Here is a 24,544-nt window from a genome sequence, read left to right as displayed (position 1 = left end):
TCAAGCCTGAAAGGTGCAAACGGAAAGTTTTCACAATGTCAGCTCCCGCACATAGCGCGCGCCGCAGTTCCACAGCAGCATCGCCAGTTTTTCCGTATCGCCGCCGCGCACACTGAGAAAAAAACCGTCCGCCGAAGCCGCGGCGAAATCGTCTTCGTTGAAAACCGGATGATAGAAATGCGGCAGGCGGTTTTTCACCAGCATGGTGATGGCCGCGGCCATGACCGAATTGAAAATCCCCACCTTGAAGGTGATCGGCAGGAATGCCGGCCAGCTGTTCAACGGTTTGCCGCCGACGACAATGGGGTAGTCGATCACGGCGGTGTACCACTGCAGCCCGAAGGCGATGGCGGCGGCGATGACACCCACCAGCAGCGCGATGCGCGCGACCTGGAATCTGCCGCCGTCTTCGCTGAAACCCGTTGCCTCCGCCAGGCCGGGTACCGGAAAGGGCGTGTGCGCTTCCAGCCGCCGGTGGCCGGTTTCACGGACCCGATACACGGCGGTGAGCAGCGCCTCGCTGTCGTCGAAGCGCGCGATCAGTCCGTAGTGTCCGCTGGCCGCGCCTTTCACTTTGTTTGCTCCCGCTGTTGTTCACGCTTGTAGATGGCGCTGCGCATGTCGTGCATCGATATCACCGGTGCCAGCCGCACGAAAGCGAGCAGGAAAAAGACAAACAGTCCCAGGGAGCCGAGCGCCAGCAGCCCGTCCCAGGCGGTCGGTGTCACCGTGTCCCAGGTGGCGGGAATAAAACTCGCGTGCATGCTGGTAAAGAGTATCTGGTAGCGCTCCAGCCACATGCCGATATTGCTGGTAATTGCGAGTGTGAAGATGGCGGCCGACGAGCGGCGCACGCTTTTGAACCACAGGAGCTGCACCAGCAGTACATTGCACACGAACATGCCCCACCAGGCGGGTGCGTAGGGGCCGGTCCAGCGGTCGATGGTGACGGCGCGCTGGTAGAGGTCACCGGAGTACCAGGCGGTGAATATTTCCTGGATATAGGCATAGTTCACAATCAGCGCAAACAGCAGCATCATGCGCCCGAGGTAGTCCAGGTGCCGGCGGGTGATCAGGTCGCGCAGACCGAACATGGCGCGGGTAATCACCGCCAGCAGCGCTACGGTGGCAAAACCGGAAAAGAGTGCGCCGGCGACGAAGTACGGCGGGAAAATCGTGAAGTGGAAACCCGGCACGATGGACACCGCCAGGTCCAGGGAAATAATACCGGTCACTGAAACCACGATCGGCGCCGCCACCGCCGCCAGCACCCGGTTGACCTGTTCATAGCGCGCCCAGTGTTGCGCCGAATTGCGCCAGCCCAGTGCCAGCAGGCCGTAGAAAATCTGCAGCGCGCGGGAGCGCGCGCGGTCGCGCAGGGTGGCGAAGTCCGGCAGCAGGCTGAAAAACAGGAAGCCCAGGGTAAATATGAAATAGGTGGAGATGGCAAAGAAATCCCACACCAGCGGGCTGCGCCACTGGGGCCACAGGTCCTGGGTGTTCGGGTAGGGCAGCAGGTAGTGCATCAGTTGCGGTCGCCCCAGGTGGGCGATGGCGTAGATGCCGGCGCAGACGATCGCGAACATCGCCATCGCCTCCGCCAGCCGCGCCACCGGCGCGCGCCACGGCTGGCGCGTCAGCAGCAGCACTGCGGAGATCAGTGTGCCGGCGTGGGCGATGCCGATCCACCAGATGGTATTCACGATCGGGAAACCCCAGGCCACCGGAATATTGATACCGAACAGGCCGACGCCGGTGCTGAATACCGCGACCAGGCAAAACACGAACAGCAGCGCCAGCACACCGGACACCGCAAACGCCAGCCACCAGCGCCGGCGCGCGCGGTTTGCCAGCACCAGGTCGGCGATACGCCCGGTCATATTGCCGTGGGTCAGGCCCTCCGGCAGCAGTTTTTCCGCCGTGTCTTGCGACATGTCCTTTGTGGGTCTCCCCTTTCCGTAGGGTGCGCCGCGCGCACCGTTTCGATGTCGATGCCGGCCCGGGCACTTTCTGGTGCGCACGGCGCACCCTGCCGGTTCAGTCGTCCTCCAGCTCCGGGTTCGGGTTGTGCACCGCCGCCAGATAGGTGGTGCGCGGTCGGGTATTGCGATCTTCCAGCATGGCATAGTTCAGCGGGCTCGCCCGCAGCGCCTTGACGGAGCTGTCGCTTCTCGCCAGGTCGCCGAAGACGATGGCCTGGGTGGGGCAGGCCTGCTGGCAGGCGGTCTGCAGTTCGCCCTCGCGGATCGGCCGATGCTCCGTTTCCGCATCGCGGCGCACGGAGGCGATGCGCTGTACGCAGTAGGTGCATTTTTCCATCACGCCGCGGGCGCGCACGGTGACATCCGGGTTCTGCAGCGGCGGCAGCGCCGGGTGTGCGGCGCCGCTGCCGGTGTAGTCGAACCAGTTGAAGCGCCGCACTTTGTAAGGGCAGTTCTGCGAGCAGTAGCGGGTGCCCACGCAGCGCTGGTAGATCATCTGGTTGAGGCCGTCGCCGGAGTGCATGGTGGCGCCCACCGGGCAGACGTATTCGCAGGGGGCGTTTTCGCAGTGCATGCAGGGCACCGGCTGGAAGGTGGTGCGCGGTTGCGGCTCGGTGGGCGGATCGGGGAAGTAGCGATCCACCCGCAGCCAGTGCATATCGTGGCCGCGCGCCACTTCGTCGGCGCCCACCACCGGAATATTGTTCTCGGCCTGGCAGGCGGTGACACAACCGTTGCAGCCGATGCAGGCGGACAGGTCGATGACCATGCCCCAGGCGTGGCGGTCCTGGCTCTGTGGCAGTGGCTCCGGTTCCGGGTAGAGGGACAGCTCCGGCGCGGGGTGCTGGGCGAAGGCCGGGTTCTGCCGGTAGCGGTCGAGATCCGCAGTGCGGATCAGGTCGCGCCCCTCGATACTGTGGTGAACCTGCGTCAGCGCCAGTGTCTGTTGGGCGCCGGTGGCTTTTATGGTTGCCGGCGCGGCCCAGGGATTTTGACTGGAGCGCAGTTGGTAAGCGCTGACGCCGACACCGTCGCCGACCCGACCGGCGGCGGTGCGGCCGTAGCCGAGGTGCAGGGTTACCGCGCGCTCCGGCTGGCCCGGCATGATCAGTACCGGCACCGCCAGGGTGTGGCCGCCGCTGTTCAGTTTTACCAGGCTGCCGTCGCGCAGCTTTTCCGCGGCGGCGAGTTGCGGGCTGATCAGCAGCGCATTGTCCCAGGTCAGTGTGGTCAGCGGGCGCGGCATTTCCTGCAGCCAGCCGTTGTTGGCGTGGCGACCATCCCACAGCGCCGGGTCGGGGCGAAACTGCAGCGTGAGCCCCTGCGGTGCCGGTTCTGGCGCGGGGAGTTTCTGCAGCCAGCCGGGTGATATTTCCGTGTTGACGGTTGTGGCCGCACTTTCCGGCACCAGGCCGTCGCGCAGGCTGCGGCGCCAGAAATGTTCGAAGTCGTCGCCGCTGTACTGCGTTTTCCAGAAATCCTGCAGCAGCGCCAGCGACTCCCCTTTTTTCCCCGATTCCAGCATCTGCAGAAACTGCAGCGCGGACAGGCCGCCGTGCAGCGGTTGGATCAGCGGTTGCAGCAGTGCGGCGCTGCCGTCGTAGGCGCGGGCATCGCCCCAGGTTTCCAGTGCGTGGGCGGCGGGGATATGCCAGTGGCAAAGCTTTGCCGTTTCGTCGAGGTACTCGCCCCAGTGCAGCCGCCAGGGGATTTTCCTGAAGGTTTTCGAAAAGTTCAGATCCGCCGGGACGCTGTATACCGGGTTGCTGTCGATGATTACCAGGCTGTCGATTTCACCGGCATTGACGGCTGCGACCAGTTCGGCCGGCGACTGCGCTGCGGCATCGTAGGCGACCGGTTGCATCCATTCCACGGTGCTGCCGAAGGCGTCCAGTTTCCTATTGATCGCGTGCGCCAGCGCGTGCACCGCGGCCGGCTGCTGGTCACCGGGAATCACCAGGGCCGCCCCCGGATGGCGCTGCAGGTCGGTGGCCAGGGCCTTCACCCAGTGCTCGGGCAGTGGTTTTTCGATGGGTGCGGCGACCGCGATATCCAGCGCGATGGCCAGCTGGCGCGCGGCGTCCTCGATCTGCGCATAGGGCAGGCCGCGGCGGTGATCGGCGTTGGCGCCGGTGACGCCGGGTGTGGATTCGATCGCGTAGAGGCGCGCCAGGTCATCGCTGTTGTCCCGCGGGCGGCGCCGCGCGGTGAAATCCCGCGCATGGCGCAGGAAGCCCGGTTGCGCCTGCATAAAATCCGCGTCCAGGGTCGCCGCCACCTGTACCTGCTCGAAGTGATAGCGGGGTTCCAGCGGTTGTCCGAACAGTATCCGGCTGCCGGCAAAAACGCCGCTGCGGTCCACTGGTTCGTGCAGGTACCAGCGGGCCCGGGGCCAGCGCTGGCGCAGCGCGTCGATGTGCGCGCGCTGGCTGGGGGAGGTAATGGTGCCGGTCACAAACGCCAGGCCGCGGCCGCGGGTTGCGTTCCACTGCCGGCGCCTGTCGTCGAGTTCGCGCAGCAGCTCGCCGCTGCTGGCGATGGCGCCGCGGTGGCGCACCGCGGCGGAGCGGTCCGGATCGTAGAGGGACAGTACCGAGGCCTGGGCCACGGCGTCGCAGGCGCCGAGGCTGGCCGGGTGATCGGGGTTGCCCTCCAGCTTGATCGGCCGGCCCTCGCAGCTCTCCGCGAGTACGCCCTGGGCGTAGCCGGCGACAATGGCGGCGCTGGCGTAGTAGCGCGGGCGACCGGGCACCAGCATTTCCGGCCGCTGCACATAGGGCACCAGGGTCTCTTGCGGCTCGCGGGTGCAGGCGGGCAGCCCCGCCAGGGCCATGCTGGCGCCGAGCAGCTTCAGCAGCCGGCGCCGCTCCGGGGAGTGTGCGGCACCATCGCTTTCGATCGGGGCGCCGGCCCGCTCTGCCAGCTCCACCAGCCTGCGCCAGTAGCCGGCGCCGCGTTTGCCGGCGAGCTCCCGCTGCGGGAATTTCCCTTCCTGTCCGCGTTCTATCGGTGGCATGTCACGCACTCGGTCATTCGGTCCGTGTGGATCCGGTATCGGCGCAGCAGCGCGTTCGGATCGGAGGCGGCCGGAGCGCCCATGGCGGTGATCCGGTCCGGCGCGCGCAGCGCCTTCTGCGGGTTGCGGTGGCAGTCCAGGCACCACTGCATGGTCATGGGTGCCGCCTGGCTCATCAGCGGCATGCGGTCCACGCGCCCGTGGCAGGATTCGCAGCCGATACCGCGGGTCACATGGGCCCGATGATCAAAGTAGACAAAATCCGGCAGCCGGTGCACGCGCATCCAGCGCAGCGGTCTGTCTTCCTTCAGGCTTTCGCGCACCGGTGCCAGCATCTGCGCCTCGGTCCACAACTGCGAGTGGCAACTCATGCAGGTGTGGGTATCCGGCAGCCCGGCAAAGCGCGAGCGGTCCACGCCGGTATGGCAGTAGCGGCAGTCGATCCCCAATCCGCCCACATGGTGCTGGTGGCTGAAGGGTACCGGCTGTTCGGGAACCGCGCCCTGGCCGGTGCTGTAGGGGGAGCGGTTGAGAAACCAAGCGACACAGGCAAAGGCCACTATCGCCAGGGCGCCGCCGGCGAGCAATATGCGCGTCAGGCCGTTGACTCTGGGATGGAATATCTGTGGCATGGATATCTTCGGTGCGGCGAATACGTCGCTGGGTTTTTAGCAGCCTAGCGTATAAGCGGGGGCAGTGGATCTGTGCTGTCGCACTGATAACATGGTCACGCGAGGCATTGTTTTCTGACTGGCTGCAAAAACATCATGAACAAGAAGTACCGGATTCCTCCTTTCCTCGAAAACCTGCAGGACCAGGCGGCCTATGAACGCTGGTTGCAGCGCAAGGCGATAGCCCATGTGCGTCGCGATCGAAACCGGGGAAATGACACGGCCACAGTTGCAGAGTACAAGCGGGCGATCCACGCCGCCGTTATTGAGTCGTGCGGGAATGATTTCTACACGGGAGAGCCGCTCGACTGGTCTCTTCTGAGTCAATACAGCAACGAGGAATCAAAGTCGCTTCGCCGCGAATACAAAAAGCGATTCCGCTTCTTGCCTTCCGTAGACCACGTCGGGGACGGCTTGGGTGCGGCCGATTTCAAAATCTGCGCGTGGCGGACAAACGATTGCAAGAATGATCTTTCTCACGATGAGCTGGTGGCGTTTTGCAGGCGCGTTGTCAGTCACGCTGAGAAAGTCCTCTGACCGGCTTCTGTACAGGCTATGGAACCTTCTGAACTTTACCTCCTGGCGGCGGACGCTATCCTGGCCGCCCACGTGCTTTTTGTCGCCTTCGTGGTCTTCGGCCTTCTGTTGATCCTGATCGGCAAGCTGCGCGCCTGGCGCTGGGTGCGCAACCCGTGGTTCCGGCTGGCGCATCTCGCCGCCATCGCTGTGGTGGTGTTGCAGTCCTGGTTCAGTGTTATCTGCCCTCTCACCATATGGGAAATGGCGCTGCGGGAACGGGCGGGGGGTGCGGTTTACTCCGGATCCTTTATTGCCCATTGGCTGGAAAACATTCTGTATTACCGGGCGCCGGAGTGGGTGTTTGTGGCCTGCTATTCGCTGTTCGGGGCACTTGTGGTGGTCAGTTGGTTCTGGGTGCGGCCGCGGCCGTTTGGCAGGCGTTGAGTTTACGCTTTGAGGAACCGGGCGGGAAACCATGGCTTTCCGGACTAGAATTTGAAGCACAGTGCTTCTCAGGCGCAACTGGAGGAATCAGTGAAAAAGTTGATTGGCCTTATGCTGGGTTTTTTTCTATGCAGTGGTGCCCTGTCGGAGGAAGGTGATTTTCGCTGCTTCCAATCCGTCGGGCTCGAGAAGCCCCTCAGGCTCCAATTCGATTTTCCGCCCGGGGACCAGAAAACGGGATACGTCACTTACGAAAGCGGGAGTGGCAAGATCCCGGTCGAGAATACAGGCATGAAGGAAACCAGAATGGAGCCGGGGCGGCCTTCGGAATTTGAAGTGGAATGGGAGGAGGTCGCGGCGAACGATTCCGGAGGGAAATACGTGATCGTCAGCCAGGGGGCGCGTGTCTACGAATTCAAGTACATTCGCAGGGACGGAAAACTGTTCGAGTTCGAAGAGGACCTGGACTCTCTCGGCGAGAACGGGTGCGCCTGGAACAGGCAGTGAACCGGCAAACCCCGGCACGGTTCCAGTGTGAATAAAAAGGCCGGCTGGATTTTCCAGCCGGCCGGGGGCGCGTCTATTTCTTCGCCCGCTTGCGCATATTCTCCTGCAGGATCTTCTTGCGCAACCGCAGGTGGTTCGGTGTCACCTCCACCAGTTCGTCGTCCTCGATAAACTCCAGCGCCTGCTCCAGCGTGTGGCGCACCGGCGGGGTCAGGGTCAGGGCCTCGTCGGTGCCGGCGGCGCGGACGTTGGTGAGCTGCTTGGCCTTGGTGGGGTTGACCGTCAGGTCGTTGGCGCGGGAGTGAATGCCCACTATCTGGCCCTCGTAGATATCCTCGCCGTGGCCGAGGAAGAGGCGGCCGCGGTCCTGCAGGGTGTAGAGGGCGTAGGCCAGGGTCTTGCCCTTGACCATGGAGACGATCACGCCGTTGATGCGCTTGCCCACCTCGCCCATTTTTACCGGGCCGTAGTGGTCGAAGAGGCTGGTCATGATGCCGGAGCCGCTGGTCATGGTCAGGAACTGGGAGCGGAAGCCGATCATGCCGCGCGACGGCACGATAAACGTCAGGCGCACGCGGCCCTTGCCGTCCGGTTCCATGTTGCTCAGCTCGGCCTTGCGCAGGCCCAGCTCTTCCATCACCGAACCCTGGTGCTGCTCCTCGACGTCGATGGTCACTTCCTCGTAGGGTTCGTGGATTTCGCCATCGACCTCTTTCTGTACCACTTCCGGGCGGGAGACGCCCAGCTCGAAACCTTCCCGGCGCATGTTCTCGATCAGGACGGACAGGTGCAGTTCGCCGCGACCGGACACCTTGAATTTTTCCGGGGAATCGCCCGGCTCCACCCGCAGGGCCACGTTGTGGATCAGCTCCTGCTCCAGGCGCTCCTTGATATTGCGCGAGGTCACGAATTTGCCGTCCTGGCCGGCGAACGGCGAGTCGTTCACCTGGAAGGTCATGCTCACTGTGGGTTCGTCCACAGTCAGGGCTGGCAGTGTCTCCGGGTGGTCGGGATCGCAGAGGGTGTCGGAGATGTTCAGCTCGCCGACGCCGGTCACGCAGACGATATCGCCGGCGCTGGCCTGATCCACTTCCGTCCGCTCCAGGCCCAGATAACCCATCACCTGCAGCACCTTGGCCTTGCGCGGGTTGCCGTCGCGGTCGAGTACCGACACCGGCTGGTTGGGTTTGAGGGTGCCGCGCTTGATACGGCCGACACCGATCACGCCCACGTAGCTGGAGTAGTCCAGCGCCGAGACCTGCATCTGCAGCGGGCCGCTGGGATCCACCTTGGGCGGCTCCACCTGGTCGACGATCATCTGGAACAGTGGCGTCATGTCGTCGGCCATGTCGGTGTCGTCGAGACCGGAGATACCGTTCAGGGCCGAGGCGTAGACGATCGGGAAATCCAGCTGCTCGTCGGTGGCGCCGAGGCTGTCGAACAGATCGAACACCTGGTCCATGACCCAATCCGGGCGCGCGCCCGGGCGGTCGATCTTGTTGATCACCAGGATCGGGTTCAGGCCCTGCTCGAAGGCCTTCTGGGTCACGAAGCGGGTCTGCGGCATGGGGCCGTCCACCGCGTCCACCAGCAGCAGCACCGAGTCCACCATGGACAGCACGCGCTCCACCTCGCCGCCGAAGTCGGCGTGGCCGGGGGTGTCGACGATGTTGATGCGGTAGTCGTGCCAGTTGATGGCGGTGTTCTTGGCCAGGATGGTGATGCCGCGCTCCTTCTCCTGGTCGTCGGAGTCCATCACCCGCTCGGCACTTTCGGCGCGGCGGTCCAGGGTGCCGGACTGCTGCAGCAGCTTGTCCACGAGGGTGGTCTTGCCGTGGTCGACGTGGGCGATGATCGCAATATTGCGCAACTTCTCTATCACAAAGGGCCTCTGGGCTAGTCGAGAAATGAAATGGGGCGGGGCTGTGGTACAGCAGTGGTCCGGCCAAAGGCGGCGATTATAGTGGTCAGACGTTACAACTGCGAGCGCAAAACCGCATAAATTGGGCAAAAAGTGGGCGGCTTAATGGCTTTGACCAATTGGTCATTTCGTGCTTCCTTTGGATTGACCCGGAAAGAAGGCACTGAAGTTGGCGGTAGCTTCCCTTTCAGGAGGGGCATTCTCCCCTGTTGTTTCTTGTAGTTTTCTGCAGGTTCAGTATATTTGTATTCACGACTCACCCATTGCGGGGCCATATTTGTTGGCCTTGTGAAGGGAGAAAAAACCGCCGTCAGGCGGTTTTTTCATTTCTGGGGAAGGGAATCGCTTGAAAACAATAATCTACGTCGATGGCTACAACCTCTACTACGGCCGCCTCAGGAATACGGCGTTCAAATGGTTGGATATCAGGCGCCTGCTTGTCGACGGTATCCTCAAGCCGCAGTCACCGCAGGCGGTCGTCACAAGACTGAAGTTTTTCACGTCGGATACAAAGACAAGATTTGCTTCACAGGGCCCGGTTTCCCAGAAGTCCCAGCAGGACTATCACCGGGCATTGCAGCTTCTCTACCCTTCAGAAATCGAAATCATCAAAGGCTTCTATTCCGTTGAGAAGGCAAATCTGCCCAGGTTTGTCGAGCCTCCGGATAACGATGATCGCGCGGAAGTATGGCGGCTTGAGGAGAAGCAGACGGATGTAAATATTGCCCTGCATGCCTACAGGGACGTTGTGCGCGGCAGTGCGGATCAGGTGGTGTTGGTATCCAATGATTCGGATCTGGAGCCAGCGTTGCACTTTATTCGCCACGATCTCGGTGGCGCGGTTAAAGTTGGACTGATAATCCCCGTTGAACCTCCCTCCGGTCGGGGCAACCGTCGCCCTGCGAACGGCCGCCTGAATAAGTATGCAGACTGGACTCGCCGCTATATACGGGATGATGAACTCAGCGTATCGCTTCTTCCCGATGTGGTGCCTACGAGAAAGAAGCCTATAAGAAGGCCCGAGTACTGGTAGCGAGTATAAGGGAGGGCATCCTCCATTAGCTCAATGATTTTCCCACGACCACAAGAACCAATCATCGCTGCAGCATAGGGGCCGTCATCCCGGATCGAGTCCGGGATGATGGCTCCGAAGGGTGGGCGCCGGTTCTCAGCACCATAAACGCCGTGAGCAGCAGGCCTGTCTCCGCCTGTACGCCGTAGAGTTTTGCCCGCAGTTCGGGCTGTGGATGACGTCCGGCTCCGGTTCGTCGCCGTCGCGGGCGAAGGTGCGGGTTTGTGGGAAGAGCACGGCGTTCAGGGCGGTGCTATCGGGGAAAAAAGGGGCCGCGGAGCGGCCCCATGCAAGACTACTGTGAGGAAAGGTTCTCCCTCTGGAGATCAGAACCGCTTGTTGAGGGTCAGGCCGTAGGTGCGCGGCTCGCCCGGGTAGGCCATGACCGTGCCGGTCTGGATGACCGCGTCGAAATGGGTGCGCACCGGGCGCTCGTCGAGCACATTGCGGCCCCACAGGGTCAGGTCGGCGTCGAGGCCGGCGAACAGCAGGCCGGCGCGCAGGTTCAGCAGGCCGTAGGCCTCCTGCTCCATCAGCGGGTCGTTGACGTTGGAGGTCATGGCGTCGGACTTGTAGCTGTACTCGCCGTGCAGGTAGCCGTCCACGCCGCCGCCGAGCTGGAAATCCTGGCGCAGGCCAAGGGTCAGGAAGTGGTCCGGGGTGTTGGCCAGCGGATCGCCGGTGCGGTCACAGACATTGACGCTCGGGTCCGTCTGGCCCGGGTCCGGCTCGCCGGTGTGCCAGGGGGTGGCGACCCAGCAGTTGCCGCGGCTGAATTCCTTGAAGGTGGCTTTGGTGTAGGCGTAGGCGGCGGTGACGGTGGTGTTGTCCGCCGGCGACCAGAAGAGCTCCGCCTCGGCGCCGTAGGATTCCAGATCGCCGGCGTTCTGCAGGTTGAAGCCGTCGCCGGTGAAGGCGTTGGCCTGGTAGTTGTCCAGCGCGGTGTGGTGCAGGGCCAGGTTCAGGCGCAGGGACTGTGCCGGGAACTCGGATTTGAGGCCCACTTCCACCGCGTCGGAATTTTCGGCATCGAACAGTGGCTCGAAGCCGGCGGCGATGCGGTCGGTATTGGTGCCGCCGGACTTGTAGCCGGTGCCGTAGGAGGCGTAGACGAGCGAGTCCGCCGACAGCGCGTAGCTGAGCTTGACGGTGCCGGTGACCTGCTCGTCAGAGAGATCCGCGTCGATATCCGGGCGCGGCGCGTTGGCGGCCAGCAGCCAGTTGCCCCACCCCTCCCGGGCGAAGGGCGCCAGCGCCGCCTGCACGTCCGGGTCGCCGGCCAGGGCCATCAATGTGGGCATATCGCCGGCGGCATAGGCGGCGCCCATCTGGCCCAGGTAGCCGCTGGCGGTGGGGGTGTCCGGCGTGGGACCGCTCCACTCCCAGGGTTCGTCGCCTATCCACTCGGAGAAGCGGGTCAGCATCGACTTGTCCTCTTCGGTGTAGCGCAGGCCCATGGTCAGGGTCAGGGCTTCGCTGAGGTCGTAGTCGAACTGGCCGAACAGGGCCCAGCTCTGGTGTTGTTGTTCGGCGCGGTGCGGTACCCGGTAGTCCTCGAGGAAGGGATCCGCGGAGGCGATACCGGTGAGGCCGGCGAAACTGTCGATGCCGTCGATGAGGCCGGTGAGCCCCAGCGCTGCGGGCAGGAAGTCGTCGATATGTTGGCGATCGACCACTTCGTAGTCGAGCGCTATATCCTGGTCGAAGTAGTAGGCGCCCAGCACTGCGTTGCCGCGTTCGCCGCTGAAGGCCAGGCGCAGTTCCTGTGACACGGAGCTCTGGGTGGAATCGTTCTCGGTGGAGATGAGGTCCACATTGCCGAAGTCGCTGTCGATGATGTCGTAGGAATCGTAGTCGCGGCTGGCGGTCACCGAGGTCAGGGTCCAACTGTCGGACAGGTCCCAGTTCACTTCCAGGGAGGCACCGGCGTCGTCGGCCCGGGAAATGGGCGCGAAGTTCAGGGCCGTCTCGTAATCCTCGAACTGGTCGCCGGTGAAGATGGTGCCGCCGATCCCCTGCAATATTGCCGAGGGGCCGGGTGCGCCGGCGTCGTTGACCAGGCTGTCCTGTGCCGCCAGCGCCGCGCAGCAGATTTCGTCGATCTCGGACTTGTCCAGGATCAGCCGCGCGGACAGGGTGTCCGTGGGGGTGTAGAGCGCCTGCAGGCGCGCGCCCCAGCGGTCGCGGTTGTTGATGTCCTCGGTGCCGGCGTCGATGCTCGCGTCCACGTAGCCGTCGCGCTCGCTGCTGAAGACGGTGGTGCGCACTGCCAGCACATCCGGTACCAGCGACAGGTTGGCCGCGGCTGCCGTGTTGACCAGACCGTAGTTGCCCGCGGTCACCTCGACGAAGCCGTCGGTTTCGTGGCCCGGCGCCCTGGTGCGGAACTGTATCGCGCCGGCGGCGGTGTTCTTGCCGAACAGGGTGCCCTGGGGACCGCGCAGCACTTCCACTGCCTCCATGTCCACCAGGTTGTTGATCATCGAGCTGGGGCGAGAGCGGTAGACGCCGTCCACGTACAGGCCCACAGAGGATTCCAGGCCGAAGTTCTGCCCCGAGGTACCGATACCGCGAATGGCAAAATTGGCAGTGGTGTTGTTCTGGTTCTGGCCGGCCACCAGGCCGGGAGTGTTGGTCTGCAGGTCGAAGACGTCCTTGATGACGGCTTCCTGCAGTTGTTCGCCGCTGACGGCGCTCACTGCCACCGGCACGTCCTGCAGGTTCTGTTCGCGCTTCTGCGCGGTGACCACCACTTCCTCCAGGCCGCGTTGGGTTTTGGTTTCCTGGGCAATCGCCGGCAGTGTGGCGGCGGTGGCCAGGGGCAGGCTGAGCAGGTGAATGGCCCGCGGTAACTTCTCAGTCCCGAACATCGCTATCTCCCATTTGTTACTTTTATATTTATTGGTGTTTTGGATTTTTATGGGGAAATTATTAGCACACAAAAAAATCAAAATCACTCGGGATGGAGAGGATTTCTGCAATTAATTTTTATTCTCTGAAAAAGCGGGAATATTATTATCCGGGAGGTAATAAACAGTATTTTTCCTGCGGAATTTTCTTATCTTTCAGGTAAGAAATTTCTTTACCTTGCAGGTAATTTCCGAGATTTTGTCCGCAGGATAACGGTTGGAAAGCTGTTTTGAGAATTGGCGACGGGGCAAGTCGCAGGATGGGAAAGGAGCGTAGCGACGTGCCCATCAAGACCCGGTGACGGGTGCGAGCCCGCCAGGGATGGCGGACATGTGAAAAACGCAGGAGCAGTTTCCTGCCTGCGTTTTTCCCCATCCTGCATCGGCGGTCGGCTCTTCCCGAGGTGTTTTGAGCCGGGGCCTATTTCTTCTGGTCGCCCTTCTCCGGGCGGTAGACGCCCACGTTGCGGTAGCCCTCGTCCAGCAGGTGCGAGGCGTGCAGGCGGCTCATGACGCCGCCGGCGCAGTAGAGCAGGTAGTGCTTGCTTTTATCCAGCCCGCCGAAGGTATTGTTCAGGCGGTAGAAGGGAATCGCTTCCACTTCGGTGCCCTTGAGTTCCAGCGGGTTCACCTCTTCCTCGGTGGGGTGGCGGATATCGATGACCACGGCATCGCCGGGCTCGGCCAGCACTTCCACGTCCGGCGTCTCACCCTCGACGTCCGCCATCACTTCGTCGATGTTCTGCAGGGTGCGGTTGCGCACGGCGCGGTCGAGGATGGCGAAGTCGAAGCGCGTCTCTTCCTTCTCGATTTTTTCCGGTTTCGCGCGGGTAGTGGGTTTTACCGAGATCACGCCGCAGTACTCGGGCATGTTCGCGGCGAATTCCTCAGTGCCGATGGCGCGCGCGGTGTTGATGATGTCGCTCTTGTCGCTGGTGATCAGTGGGCGCAGCACCAGGGTGTCGGTGACGCTGTCGATGATCGACAGGTTGCGCAGCGTCTGGCTGGAAACCTGGGCGATGGCCTCGCCGGTGACTACCGCGTCCACTTCCAGCTCGTTGGCGACGGCGGTGGCGGCGCGCAGCATCATGCGCTTGAGGATCACGCCCATCTGCGAATCGTCTACCTGCTCGAGAATCTCGGCGACCACCTCGTCGAAGGGCACGCTGATGAACTTCACCCGGTGGGAGGCGCCGTAGCGGTTCCACAGATAGTAGGCCACTTCCTTCACGCCCAGCTCGTGCTCGCGCCCCCCCAGGTTGAAGAACAGGAAGTGGGTGCGGATGCCGCGCTTCATGGTCAGGTAGCTGGCCACGGTGGAGTCGAAGCCGCCGGACACCAGTGACAATACCGGGTCCTGGGTGCCCATGGGGAAGCCGCCCAGGCCGGGGTGCTGTTCCTCGATCACGTTCAGCTTGTCGTGGCGGATCTCCAGTTTCACGGTGATGTCCGGGTTTTTCAGTTTTACCCCGGCGGCATCGGTGTGCTGGTTGAGGCCGCCGCCCACATACTGCTCCACGTCCAGGGACTTGAAGTCGTGATTGCCGGTGCGCTTGGCGCGCACGCAGAAGGTCTTGCCGGCCAGCCGCTGGCCCCAGACCTCGCGGGTCTTCTCGTAGATATCCTGCAGCTCGCCCAGCGGGAACTGGCGTACGCGGGAAAAGTTGGCGATGCCGGGGGTGTGTGCCAGCACTTCCTCGATGCGGTCCGCCAGATGCGCCACCGCGTTCGGGGCGATGACGTCGATTTTCTCCCAGTCCTTGTGCACCTTGATGCGGTCGTCCACCCGCTTGAGCAGGGTGGACAGGTTGTCCTTGAGCTGCCGCGACATGCGCTTGCGTACCGGGTTGCTCTTGATGGTGATCTCGGGGAAGAACTTGACGACAAAATGCATGGGATTCCGTGAGGTACCGCCTGTTGATTAAAGGTGCGGCATTATAAACTAGCTGGCACGAACTTGGTTGCGCACTAAATTTGTGCACGCGCGCCGACGTGCGCCCAGGTTTGGTGCGTCCGGCTGCGACTGGCGGGCCATTTGGCCGCCAATTCGCATCGGTCGCTGCCGCAAGCCGCTGCATCTGTGCGTGTGAGCGCACAACGGCGCCGTTGCCCCAATTTGGCACACTCCTTGCTTCACTAGAAGCCACAGAAGGGTTCAAGCGACAAATTCCAATTCAAGACCTGGAGGACTGCAATGTCAGCGAATACGCTCGGATTGATCAAAGAGAGTGAAGCCAAATGGGTAGACCTGCGCTTCACCGACACCAAAGGTAAGGAACAGCACGTATCCATTCCGTCTGCGGAAGTTGACGGCGAGTTCTTCGAAGAAGGCAAGATGTTCGACGGCTCCTCCATCTCCGGCTGGAAGGGCATCAACGAATCCGACATGATCCTGATGCCGGACGACGAATCCGCCTTCCTGGACCCCTTCACCGACGAAGCCACCGTGATCCTGCGCTGCAACATCGTCGAGCCGTCCACCGGCCAGGGCTACGAACGCGACCCGCGCTCCATCGCCTCGCGCGCCGAGGAATACCTGAAGTCCACAGGCCTCGGCGACACCGCCCTGTTCGGCCCGGAGCCCGAATTCTTCGTCTTCGACGACATCACCTGGGGCGCGGAAATGGGCGGCGCCTTCTACAAGATCAATTCCGAAGAGGCGGCCTGGTCCTCCGGTAATGTCTTCAGCGAAGGCAATATGGGCCACCGCCCGGGCGTCAAGGGCGGCTACTTCCCGGTACCGCCGGTCGACTCCCTGCACGACGTCCGCGCCGCCATGTGTTCCGCCATGGAGCAGATGGGCCTGGAAATCGAAGTGCACCACCACGAAGTGGGCACCGCCGGCCAGTGTGAAATCGGCGTCGGCGCCAACACCTTGGTCAAGAAAGCGGACGAGGTGCAGATCCTGAAGTACGCGGTGCACAATGTGGCCCACGCCTACGGCAAGACCGCCACCTTCATGCCCAAGCCGCTGGTGGGCGACAACGGTTCCGGCATGCACATTCACCAGTCCTTCTCCAAGGACGGCGTGAACCAGTTCGCCGGTGACGGCTACTCCGGCCTGTCCGAAACCGCGCTCTACTACGTGGGCGGTATCATCAAGCACGCGCGCGCCATCAACGCCTTCGCCAACGCCGCCACCAACTCCTACAAGCGCCTGGTACCGGGCTTCGAGGCGCCGGTGATCCTGGCCTACTCCGCGCGCAACCGCTCCGCGTCCATCCGCATTCCGTACGTGCCGAGCCCCAAAGGCAAGCGTATCGAAGCGCGCTTCCCGGACGCGACCGCCAACCCCTACCTGGTGTTCTCCGCCATGCTGATGGCCGGCCTGGACGGCATCAAGAACAAGATTCACCCCGGCGACCCGGCGGACAAGGATCTCTACGACCTGCCGGCGGAAGAAGTGGCCGAGTTCCCGACCGTGGCCTCCAGCCTGGAAATGGCCCTGGACGCCTTGGATGCGGACCGCGCCTTCCTGACCGAGGGCGGCGTCTTCACCGACGACGCCATCGATGCCTACATCGAACTGAAGCGCGAGGAAGTGGAGCGTCTGAACATGACCACGCACCCGGTCGAGTTCGATATGTACTACTCCGTGTAAATCGCCGCAGGCGCTGTGACGCCAAAAGCGTCACACCTTTCCAAAAAAGCCCGCACCACCAGGTGCGGGCTTTTTTATTGGCGGTAAACTAGCCTCGTAATAGATGTCTCCCCTTGCTATCTCCCCTCTCCCTCCGGGAGAGGGGCCGGGGGAGAGGGCTGTATGATAAGCCCGGCAGTCACATCCGGCGCTACCCAAACCAGCGGCCACAACCGCAACAAGGGATCCCATGAAACACCGCAACCTGCTACTGGCAACACTGCTCGCCGCCCCACTGATCGCCCTCGCCGGCACCAGCGGCCTGGACGATGGTGACAAAGGCTCCCAATCCGACGGCGGCACCGTCTACAAGACCACCGGCCCCAACGGCGAAGTGGTGTTCACCGATACCCCACCGGTGGGTAGCGGCAAGGACGAGGTGGAAAAGGTCGAGATCGGCCCCACCAACGTACAGCCCATCGCCCCGCCCCGCCCGCTGCCGAGGCGCAAGCTGTCGCCGGAGGACCAGGGCGAAGATGACGCTGAGCAGGACCGACAGGAGGGCCCCTTCAGTATCGCCATCGTCAGTCCCGGGGACGGTGCCACCATCCCGCCGGGACAGCGCGCCGTGGTGCTGCAGGTGGCGCTGGATCCGGTGCCCCGGGGCGGTCACCAGTTCTTCGCCGTGGTGGATGGCCAGCCCTGGCAGGGCGGCTCCTCCGGCACCAGCCTGGATATTTCCGCGCTGGAGCGCGGCACCCACAGCGTGCAGGCGGTACTGACCGATGGCGCCGGCAATGTGCTGGCGCAATCCCGGCCGATCACCCTCTACGTCAAGCGCCCCGGTGCCCAGGTGCCGGACAACGCGGCGCCGCGTGCCAAACAGGCGCCCCGGGCGCCGGTGGCACCGGGGGTCGATTCGTCCGACCGGCGCTCTCGGGACTGATCCATATTCTGCCGCGCCGGCAGGCGCGCTCTTCCCCTCGACCTCGGGCGAATCCGGCGCTGGTGTTTTTCTAACCAGTGCACCACAATAGTGCATCATGCTGGAGCCCGAATTTTCCCCGCCCCCATTTGAATCGCGGTCGCGCCCGGCGCGGCGCTTCGCGTATGCCGGGATAAACCAAAATGCGCCCCGGCGCTTCAAGACAGAGCCCGCCCGCGGCTCCCGCCCCATTCGGGGTCAGCCAAAGCGGGTCAAAAATGCGCCCGGCATTTTAGTGCGGAGGCCGTCCATGGTCTCCGCCCCTTACGGGGGCAGCTGAAGCTGCCCAAAAATGCTCCCGGCATTTTTGTGCGCCATTTTGGTTTGCTTCTTGCACTGTCCTCCTTAGCAGAAAAAAGGTTGTGCGCCGGGGGCGCCGCCGAACGATACGGAACCTGAACCATGCTCAACGACCGTCAGTTGCGCCAGCTGTTGGATAGCCTGAATTCCGCTGTGGTGGTGCTCGACGACAAGCTGCTGCTCCGCTATCTCAACTCCGCCGCCGAAGACCTGCTGGCCGCTTCCAGCGCGCGGGTCAGCGGCCAGCCCCTGAGCGAGGTGGTGCGGGAGTCGAACCATGCACACCGGGCCATGCGCAGCGCCATCGCCGCCGGCCAGAAGTACACCGTGCGCCGCGCCACCTGGCGGTTGCACAACCTGGACATGCGCACCGTGGATTACTCGGTGAGCCCGGTGGCGGAACTTGGACTGTTGCTGCTGGAAGTGCAGCCGATGGATCGCGTGCTGCGTATTGCTCGCGAGGATGCGCTGATCAATGCCCAGGAGACCACCCGCAACCTGGTGCGCGGTATGGCCCATGAGGTGAAAAATCCCCTCGGCGGTATCCGCGGGGCGGCGCAGCTGCTGCAGCGGGAACTCCCGGACGAAGAACTGGCGGAGTACACCCGCATCATCATCGACGAGGCGGACCGCCTGCGCAATCTGGTAGACCGCTTGCTGGGCCCGCGCAAACCCGCCGAGCTGCAGCCCACCAATGTGCACGAAGTACTCGAACGGGTGGCGCAGCTCATCGATGTGGAATGCGAGGGGAAACTCAAGATCCGCCGCGATTACGACCCGTCGATCCCCGAGATTCCCGGCGACAGCGAACAGCTTATCCAGGCGCTGCTGAATATCGCCCGCAATGCGATGCAGGCCATCGACGAGAGTATCGGCCTGGCGTCCGGGGAAATCGTGCTGCGCACGCGGATACAGCGGCAATTCACCATCGGCCGGCGCCACTGCCCGCTGGTTTGCCGCATCGAAATCGAAGACAACGGCCCGGGTATTCCCGAGGAAATCCGCGAGCGGATTTTCTACCCGATGATTTCCGGGCGTGCCGAGGGCTCGGGGTTGGGCCTGTCGATATCGCAGAACATCATCAACCAGCACCGCGGCCTGATCAAATGCGACAGCCGCACCGGGCAGAGCGTATTCCAGATCTATCTGCCGTTATCCGAATAACTGTTTAGTGGAAGTTGGACCATGACCAATCGCGTTTGGATTATTGACGACGACCGATCGATCCGCTGGGTACTGGAGCGCGCCTTGACCCGCGCCGGTATCGAGACAAAATGCTATGAAAACGGCGAGCGGGCGCTGGACGATTTCTACAGCGATTCCCCCGATGTGGTGATCAGCGATATCCGCATGCCCGGCATCGACGGCTTCAAACTGCTGCAGCGCTTCCAGGCAGAGCGCCCGGAACTGCCCATCATCATCATGACCGCGCATTCCGACCTCGACAGCGCCGTCGCCGCCTATCAGGGCGGGGCCTTCGAATACCTGCCCAAACCCTTCGATGTGGACGAGGCGGTTGCCGTCACCCGCCGGGCCCTGGCCCACGTCAGGGAACAGCGGGCGGACGAACCGGTGACACTGGATAACGGCAGCGGCAGCAAGGAAATCATCGGCGAGGCGCCGGCGATGCAGGAAGTCTTCCGCGCGATCGGCCGCCTGTCCCATTCCAATATCACCGTGCTGATCAACGGCGAATCCGGCACCGGCAAGGAGCTGGTGGCCCAGGCACTGCACAACCACAGCCCGCGCAAGGGCCGCCCGTTCATCGCCCTGAATATGGCCGCGATTCCGAAAGACCTGATGGAATCCGAACTCTTCGGCCACGAGAAAGGCGCCTTCACCGGCGCCAGCGCCCAGCGCACCGGCCGCTTCGAACAGGCAGACGGCGGCACCCTGTTTCTCGACGAGATCGGCGATATGCCCGCGGAAACCCAGACGCGCCTGCTGCGGGTACTGGCGGACGGCGAGTTCTACCGCGTCGGCGGCCACACACCGGTCAAGGCCGACGTGCGCATCATCGCCGCCACCCACCAGGACCTGGAGCGGCTGGTGGAAGAACACAAGTTCCGCGAAGACCTCTTCCACCGCCTCAACGTCATCCGCATCCATATCCCCCGCCTGGCCGACCGCCGCGAGGATATCCCGCGCCTGGTGCGGTTCTTCTTCAACAGCGCCGCCAAGGACCTGGGGGTGGAACCGAAAATCCTGCTCAAGGAAACCGAGGAATACCTCGCCGGCCTGGACTGGCCCGGCAACGTGCGCCAGCTGGAAAACACCTGCCGCTGGATCACGGTCATGGCCTCCGGCCGCGAAGTGCATATCGAAGACCTGCCACAGGAACTCCACCAGCAGACCGCCAGCAGCGAAACCCCGCAGGACTGGCAGAAAGCCCTGCGCCTCTGGGCCGACCAGGCCCTGGCCACCGGCCGCCGGGAAATTCTCAGCGAAGCCGTGCCCGCCTTCGAGCGCGCCCTGATCGAAATCGCGCTGAAGCACACGGCGGGCAGGAAAAGAGACGCGGCGGAGCTGCTGGGCTGGGGCCGGAATACCCTGACCCGGAAATTGAAAGAGCTGGGGATGAACGGTGAGGAGGAGCGCGGCGATTGAATCGCCTGTCGCCACAGTGCTTACGGAAAGGTTTCGCGGATGAGCGGTCCCGCCGTGGCGGGACCGCCGATCTGTTGCGTCGACCCGCGATTGCCGGGCCGACCAAATTTAATCATTCAGCAACTAATTGCAGGCGCCGAGCGAGGTCCACGGCTGGCCCGATCCGGGATCGCCGTTGTTGGCTTCCGGGTTGTCGCCCTGTGTCCACCAATTGGCCTCGTAGCGTACGCCCTCGTGCTGCACCCGGTCGCCGCCGGTATAGACACTGTCGGAATCCCAGGTCGGCAGGTTGGGACAGGAACCGCCGCCGGACGAACCGCCCGAAGAGCTGCTGGAGCTACCGCCACTGGAACCACCGGAGCTGCCGCCGGAAGAACTGCCGCCATCACAGCTGCGGACATGGGTCCAGGCTGTCTCCCAATAGAGGCCGGCGCCCGGCTCGTAGGCCCAGGCCGTGGTGGATGAACACCAGCCGCTGACATCGCAGCTGTACTCGTCGCCGAGGTTCTGTACCTGCTGGCCGGCGCTGTAGCTGGTGCCGGCCACGTACTGCGGCGCGCTGCAGGAGCCGCCACCGGATGAACCGCCGGAACTGCTGCTGGAGGAGCTGCCACCGCTACTGCTGGATGAACTGCCGCCACCGCTGCCGGGCTCGGTAAACAGCAGTCGGTTGGGGGAACCGTTGGTACCGCTGATGCGGCCGGTGGTCGACAGGCTGATCATACGATCGGCAATGGCGGACGGCGACGCGCCGGGATTCTCCTGCAGGAACAGCGCCGCGGTGCCGGCCGCGTGCGGCGAGGCCATGGACGTGCCGCTGATCGTGTTGGTGGCGCTGGCGCCGGTCCACCAGGCCGAAGTAATGTCCGATCCCGGCCCGAATATATCGATACAGGAACCCCAATTGGAGAAACTCGAGCGGGCGTCATTCCTGGTCGAGGAAGCCAGTGTAATCACGCTGCTTTCGCGGGCGGGCGAGGTATTGCACGCATCGGAATTGTCATTGCCCGCGGCGACTACCACCGTCACACCCTGGTTGACCGCATCGCGCACCGCCGAATCCATGGCGACCGAGGCACCGCCGCCCAGGCTCATATTGGCCACGGCGGGCTTGATATGATTCGCCGCTACCCAGTCCACCGCGTCGATGATAATAGAGCTGCTGGTCTCCCCGGAGCAGCCGAACACTCGCACCGGATGCAGGATGACATCCTTGGCCACACCCCAGGTAGTGCCACCGACAGTCCCGGCGACATGTGTGCCGTGGCCGTTACAGTCTTCGGTACCCCGGCCGTCACTGATACCCGCATAACCGTTCCCCATGCGCCCGGCGAAATCATTGTGCGAATCGAGAATACCGGTATCGATGATATAGGCGTGAACATTGTTGCCGCTGCTATCGTAGTTATAGGTGTTGTCCAGTGTGCGATCGCGCTGATCGATGCGGTCCAGGCCCCAGGTCGCCGGGGATTGTGAAGCGCTGGTGTACACCAATTGATCCTGCTCGATATAGTCGATCGAACTCTCCTCGGCCAGTTTCTGTACCTGTTTCCGTGTCGCCTTGACGGAAAAACCGAGAATCGCCTTGTCATAGCGGTGCATTACCGAGACCCCGGTATTCGACGCCATGCGATTGGACTCGGACACGACGAACTGCGATGTACTCATCGCGCTCAGCCGGGCTTCGTCTTTCAGCACCACAATGTACTGGTCGGGTATCGCGTTATCGGGCTCGGCGGACAATATCGTCGCCGCACCGAAGGTGCCGACAGAAAATGGAAGGCACGCAGCTAATAGGAAGGTAACTAATAGTTTTCGTAATAATTTCATGCTGAATACTCTCTTTATTGATATTTTTTACTGATTAAAAAGCGACAGGGAGAACCTGTCGGACTCTTACAACAACTACCGTTACTGCATCTACAACATCCCCTCTGCATACAAAGACTTTGCATGCCGGAGATTCTGGTGCGGACTTTTCACAGGCATACAAAGGCCTGTTCCAGTCGAAGGCTTATATACCGACTGGAAAATGGGTTGCAGTCCGGAAAACGCTATCGATAAAGGATTTACTGGAACCCGGCGCAATAAAAATGCGCCTTTTCGCTGTTTCTACAGTGTGGTTTAACCAGTGCCCTTTATTATTTCCCGCAGGTTTGCGCAGAGGTGAGGCCCGTCCTTCCGGCGAACGCCTGTCTCCTGAGGATAAATTCCCGCCTTGTGTCTCTACGGCACCAGCCGCCGTCAACCACGTATGACGCCGGGTCCGGGAGCGGAACCAGGCTCGTCACCGCAGTTATCGACTTTTGGACTGCCGCTGGGCACCGCAGCGATCTGAACCGCGATGCATCGGTGGGAAGCTGTCCTACACGTGGACCGAAAAGCGATAACGTGGGCGGTTCAACGGCATATCGAGGGGCCCGGTGATCCGGATATGAACAGTTATCCCATACAGCTGCCCGCGGCTTTCGTGAAAAGGTCATTCCAATGGCACGGACTTTTCTGCGCAGCTACGGTTTATGATCACCTTGTTCGGTAAAACGCCCTTTCCCTGAAGGAGTGGATTCTGGGCATGGAATATGGAGCGCGGGATAGTGCGCTCGGTAACCAGTTGATTTTATTCGATTTGTAATCGGTCACTAGTCTTCTCCGATATCCTTGAGTATCGGCTCCCTGCAGTGCAGCGAATGGAGAAAGCTACCCTGGCGGCTTTCTGGCATGCAATCGGCTGGAGCTCCTTTTGAGAACAGAAAGTTTCGGCTTTTGGCCTACTGCGAGCCCACAATAGGTACCAAATGATAGCGCTGTCAATAGAGCGTGTAGATTGCCGCGTCATTGATTATGTTTCTCTTTCCAGTTGATACAGCTCTTCGAGTGTACCTTGCTCGCTAATGCCTGCCCCTACTGCCGTATTGAACGGCAGTGCAGCGACGCGCAAACAGGAGCCCCCGAAAAGAGACATAGCCGAATCCCAAGTCCTTGATCCCGGATCTTGGTAAGGAACCGGTATATAGGCCCCACCTGCCTGTGGTAGGTACGCCGGTACCTGCATAAGCCAAGATCAGAAGCGGATGTCTTCTATCTACAGGAAAAGATCGGTAACCTATTGATTTATATAGCTTCCCAAAAGAGATCAAAAGCTACAAAAAGAAAGCAACGACACAAGGCTTCGCCTTATAATTCTGGCTGTTTTCTGATCATTTACTTCTATCTATATGATTTACAGTCAGTTTTTGACCTTATCGGTTGGGGGCTTTGTGTAGATAGAAGCCGGGGTAATATAAAGCCGGTGGCTTTTGAATTAACTGTTAATGCTGAATAATTCCATGACTTCAAAATTAAACTGCGAGAGAAAGATTAAATACGTCAGAGATTAATTTTGGTTTAGCGTGGGAGCCTACAGTTTGGCCACTCGGGAGCCAACTCGCAGCTACATTGCAAAGCATCAAATGAATATCTCAGAAAACGAAATTTTTATTCTAAAAGAGGGCGAGGATCATCCAAAGTCATGGCTGTCGTACAATGTACAATTCTCGGACTCACTTAACGATGGGACAGCAAAAACTTTTGTTCGGAAAACTTTTTTGTTTATGTTGTTAGAGACTTTTGAGTCGGCTCAAAAGTATGCAAATAAGAGCGGAAAGTTTAGCGAATTTGCGTCTCAGGAATGGTACCCTTTTGCAAGGCATCTAAGAAACGCAATTGGCCATAATGGAGTTTGGGATATTCGGGGAAATCCAAAAGATTTTCCCACTACTTTTAGAAACAAAACTATTGACGCAAGTCTCAATGGTAGGGATCTGGGTGACTTTGTCGGTTGGGTTTATGGTTTGCAACTATGCGCATCAGTATCGAGCTGGGTCAGCAACAGCTAGCGCCGCATTAACAAGGCGCTGCAGGCCGACAGCTTACTTTGCGCACCTTTTGCGCGGTCGCTGCGCTCCCATTTTCGCGCAAAATGCGCACAAAGCAAGCTGCGACTGAGCGCGGCGTTCAGGCTGTAGAAAAACTCTTAAAAACCAGCACTTTTT

Annotated in this window: 17 protein-coding genes; 9 read left to right on the top strand and 8 right to left on the bottom strand. The window is 61.7% G+C overall.

What is annotated here, in order from left to right; genetic code table 11:
• Nucleotides 1–30: 30 nt before the first annotated feature.
• From OQE62_RS14095 to OQE62_RS14080, 4 genes are all read right to left on the bottom strand, one after another.
• Nucleotides 31–573 (bottom strand): DUF3341 domain-containing protein, encoded by a 543-nt coding sequence (locus OQE62_RS14095; protein WP_265722686.1) that lies wholly within the window; start codon nt 571–573, stop codon nt 31–33.
• On the bottom strand, nt 570–1,934 hold the full coding sequence (gene nrfD, locus OQE62_RS14090; RefSeq protein WP_265722685.1) for an NrfD/PsrC family molybdoenzyme membrane anchor subunit: 1,365 nt from the start codon (nt 1,932–1,934) through the stop codon (nt 570–572). The genes OQE62_RS14095 and nrfD overlap by 4 nt, the downstream gene beginning before the upstream one ends.
• Before the next feature lie 103 nt (nt 1,935–2,037).
• Entirely contained in the window at nt 2,038–4,998 is a 2,961-nt protein-coding gene (locus OQE62_RS14085) for a 4Fe-4S dicluster domain-containing protein (protein WP_265722684.1), read from the bottom strand.
• Nucleotides 4,986–5,630: a cytochrome c3 family protein gene (locus OQE62_RS14080; protein ID WP_265722683.1), complete on the bottom strand. Its 645-nt coding sequence runs from the start codon at nt 5,628–5,630 to the stop codon at nt 4,986–4,988. Before OQE62_RS14080 ends, OQE62_RS14085 begins: the two co-directional genes overlap by 13 nt.
• 135 nt (nt 5,631–5,765) lie before the next feature.
• Between OQE62_RS14080 and OQE62_RS14075 the strand changes: the two genes are divergently transcribed.
• From OQE62_RS14075 to OQE62_RS14065, 3 genes are all read left to right on the top strand, one after another.
• Nucleotides 5,766–6,206 carry a hypothetical protein gene (locus tag OQE62_RS14075; RefSeq protein ID WP_265722682.1) on the top strand — a complete coding sequence of 147 codons (441 nt, stop codon included), beginning with the start codon at nt 5,766–5,768 and terminating at the stop codon, nt 6,204–6,206.
• 18 nt (nt 6,207–6,224) lie between these two features.
• Nucleotides 6,225–6,632 (top strand): DUF2784 domain-containing protein, encoded by a 408-nt coding sequence (locus tag OQE62_RS14070; protein ID WP_265722681.1) that lies wholly within the window; start codon nt 6,225–6,227, stop codon nt 6,630–6,632.
• Between the two features lie 90 nt (nt 6,633–6,722).
• A complete protein-coding gene (locus OQE62_RS14065) occupies nt 6,723–7,139 on the top strand; it encodes a hypothetical protein (protein WP_265722680.1) in 417 nt (138 codons plus the stop codon).
• 73 nt (nt 7,140–7,212) lie between these two features.
• Here OQE62_RS14065 and typA read toward each other — a convergent pair whose 3' ends face one another.
• A complete protein-coding gene (typA, locus tag OQE62_RS14060; protein ID WP_265722679.1) occupies nt 7,213–9,021 on the bottom strand; it encodes a translational GTPase TypA in 1,809 nt (602 codons plus the stop codon).
• Between the two features lie 385 nt (nt 9,022–9,406).
• On the opposite strand from typA, the gene OQE62_RS14055 reads away from it, so the two are divergent.
• Nucleotides 9,407–10,093, top strand: a complete 687-nt coding sequence (locus OQE62_RS14055) for an NYN domain-containing protein (protein WP_265722678.1) — start codon at nt 9,407–9,409, stop codon at nt 10,091–10,093.
• Nucleotides 10,094–10,458: 365 nt separating this feature from the next.
• On the opposite strand, the gene OQE62_RS14050 is transcribed toward OQE62_RS14055, so the two are convergent.
• Together OQE62_RS14050 and thiI are read right to left on the bottom strand one after the other, a co-directional pair.
• Nucleotides 10,459–13,002, bottom strand: a complete 2,544-nt coding sequence (locus tag OQE62_RS14050) for a TonB-dependent receptor (RefSeq protein WP_265722677.1) — start codon at nt 13,000–13,002, stop codon at nt 10,459–10,461.
• A gap of 460 nt (nt 13,003–13,462) precedes the next feature.
• Entirely contained in the window at nt 13,463–14,935 is a 1,473-nt protein-coding gene (gene thiI / locus OQE62_RS14045) for a tRNA uracil 4-sulfurtransferase ThiI (protein WP_265722676.1), read from the bottom strand.
• A 300-nt stretch (nt 14,936–15,235) separates the two neighbouring features.
• Between thiI and glnA the strand changes: the two genes are divergently transcribed.
• From glnA to glnG, 4 genes are all read left to right on the top strand, one after another.
• Complete coding sequence (gene glnA / locus OQE62_RS14040) at nt 15,236–16,642, top strand: glutamate--ammonia ligase (protein ID WP_265722675.1); 1,407 nt, start codon at nt 15,236–15,238, stop codon at nt 16,640–16,642.
• 229 nt (nt 16,643–16,871) lie between these two features.
• Entirely contained in the window at nt 16,872–17,567 is a 696-nt protein-coding gene (locus OQE62_RS14035; protein WP_265722674.1) for a DUF4124 domain-containing protein, read from the top strand.
• A 441-nt stretch (nt 17,568–18,008) separates the two neighbouring features.
• Nucleotides 18,009–19,070, top strand: a complete 1,062-nt coding sequence (gene glnL, locus OQE62_RS14030; protein WP_265722673.1) for a nitrogen regulation protein NR(II) — start codon at nt 18,009–18,011, stop codon at nt 19,068–19,070.
• 21 nt (nt 19,071–19,091) lie between these two features.
• Nucleotides 19,092–20,513 (top strand): nitrogen regulation protein NR(I), encoded by a 1,422-nt coding sequence (gene glnG, locus OQE62_RS14025; protein ID WP_265722672.1) that lies wholly within the window; start codon nt 19,092–19,094, stop codon nt 20,511–20,513.
• A gap of 123 nt (nt 20,514–20,636) precedes the next feature.
• On the opposite strand, the gene OQE62_RS14020 is transcribed toward glnG, so the two are convergent.
• The gene (locus OQE62_RS14020) at nt 20,637–22,256 is read right to left on the bottom strand and encodes a S8 family serine peptidase (protein ID WP_265722671.1); all 1,620 of its coding nucleotides are present in this window, start codon (nt 22,254–22,256) and stop codon (nt 20,637–20,639) included.
• A 1,706-nt stretch (nt 22,257–23,962) separates the two neighbouring features.
• Here OQE62_RS14020 and OQE62_RS14015 point away from each other — a divergent pair.
• Complete coding sequence (locus OQE62_RS14015; protein WP_265722670.1) at nt 23,963–24,388, top strand: hypothetical protein; 426 nt, start codon at nt 23,963–23,965, stop codon at nt 24,386–24,388.
• Nucleotides 24,389–24,544: the final 156 nt, after the last annotated feature.

It is taken from the genome of Microbulbifer halophilus (assembly GCF_026183675.1).
Lineage (GTDB): Bacteria > Pseudomonadota > Gammaproteobacteria > Pseudomonadales > Cellvibrionaceae > Microbulbifer > Microbulbifer halophilus.
The sequence above is the reverse complement of the archived record's forward strand: the minus strand, read 5'-3'. Positions and strand labels throughout refer to the sequence as shown.

What these genes read in the sequence shown, in the direction of transcription:
- OQE62_RS14035 (WP_265722674.1), top strand. Translation starts at nt 16,872, where the DNA reads ATGAAACACCGCAACCTGCTACTGGCAACACTGCTCGCCGCCCCACTG.
- OQE62_RS14085 (WP_265722684.1), bottom strand. Translation starts at nt 4,998, where the DNA reads ATGCCACCGATAGAACGCGGACAGGAAGGGAAATTCCCGCAGCGGGAG.
- glnL (WP_265722673.1), top strand. Translation starts at nt 18,009, where the DNA reads ATGCTCAACGACCGTCAGTTGCGCCAGCTGTTGGATAGCCTGAATTCC.
- nrfD (WP_265722685.1), bottom strand. Translation starts at nt 1,934, where the DNA reads ATGTCGCAAGACACGGCGGAAAAACTGCTGCCGGAGGGCCTGACCCAC.
- OQE62_RS14080 (WP_265722683.1), bottom strand. Translation starts at nt 5,630, where the DNA reads ATGCCACAGATATTCCATCCCAGAGTCAACGGCCTGACGCGCATATTG.
- OQE62_RS14050 (WP_265722677.1), bottom strand. Translation starts at nt 13,002, where the DNA reads ATGTTCGGGACTGAGAAGTTACCGCGGGCCATTCACCTGCTCAGCCTG.
- thiI (WP_265722676.1), bottom strand. Translation starts at nt 14,935, where the DNA reads ATGCATTTTGTCGTCAAGTTCTTCCCCGAGATCACCATCAAGAGCAAC.
- OQE62_RS14075 (WP_265722682.1), top strand. Translation starts at nt 5,766, where the DNA reads ATGAACAAGAAGTACCGGATTCCTCCTTTCCTCGAAAACCTGCAGGAC.
- OQE62_RS14015 (WP_265722670.1), top strand. Translation starts at nt 23,963, where the DNA reads ATGAATATCTCAGAAAACGAAATTTTTATTCTAAAAGAGGGCGAGGAT.
- glnA (WP_265722675.1), top strand. Translation starts at nt 15,236, where the DNA reads ATGTCAGCGAATACGCTCGGATTGATCAAAGAGAGTGAAGCCAAATGG.
- OQE62_RS14070 (WP_265722681.1), top strand. Translation starts at nt 6,225, where the DNA reads ATGGAACCTTCTGAACTTTACCTCCTGGCGGCGGACGCTATCCTGGCC.
- glnG (WP_265722672.1), top strand. Translation starts at nt 19,092, where the DNA reads ATGACCAATCGCGTTTGGATTATTGACGACGACCGATCGATCCGCTGG.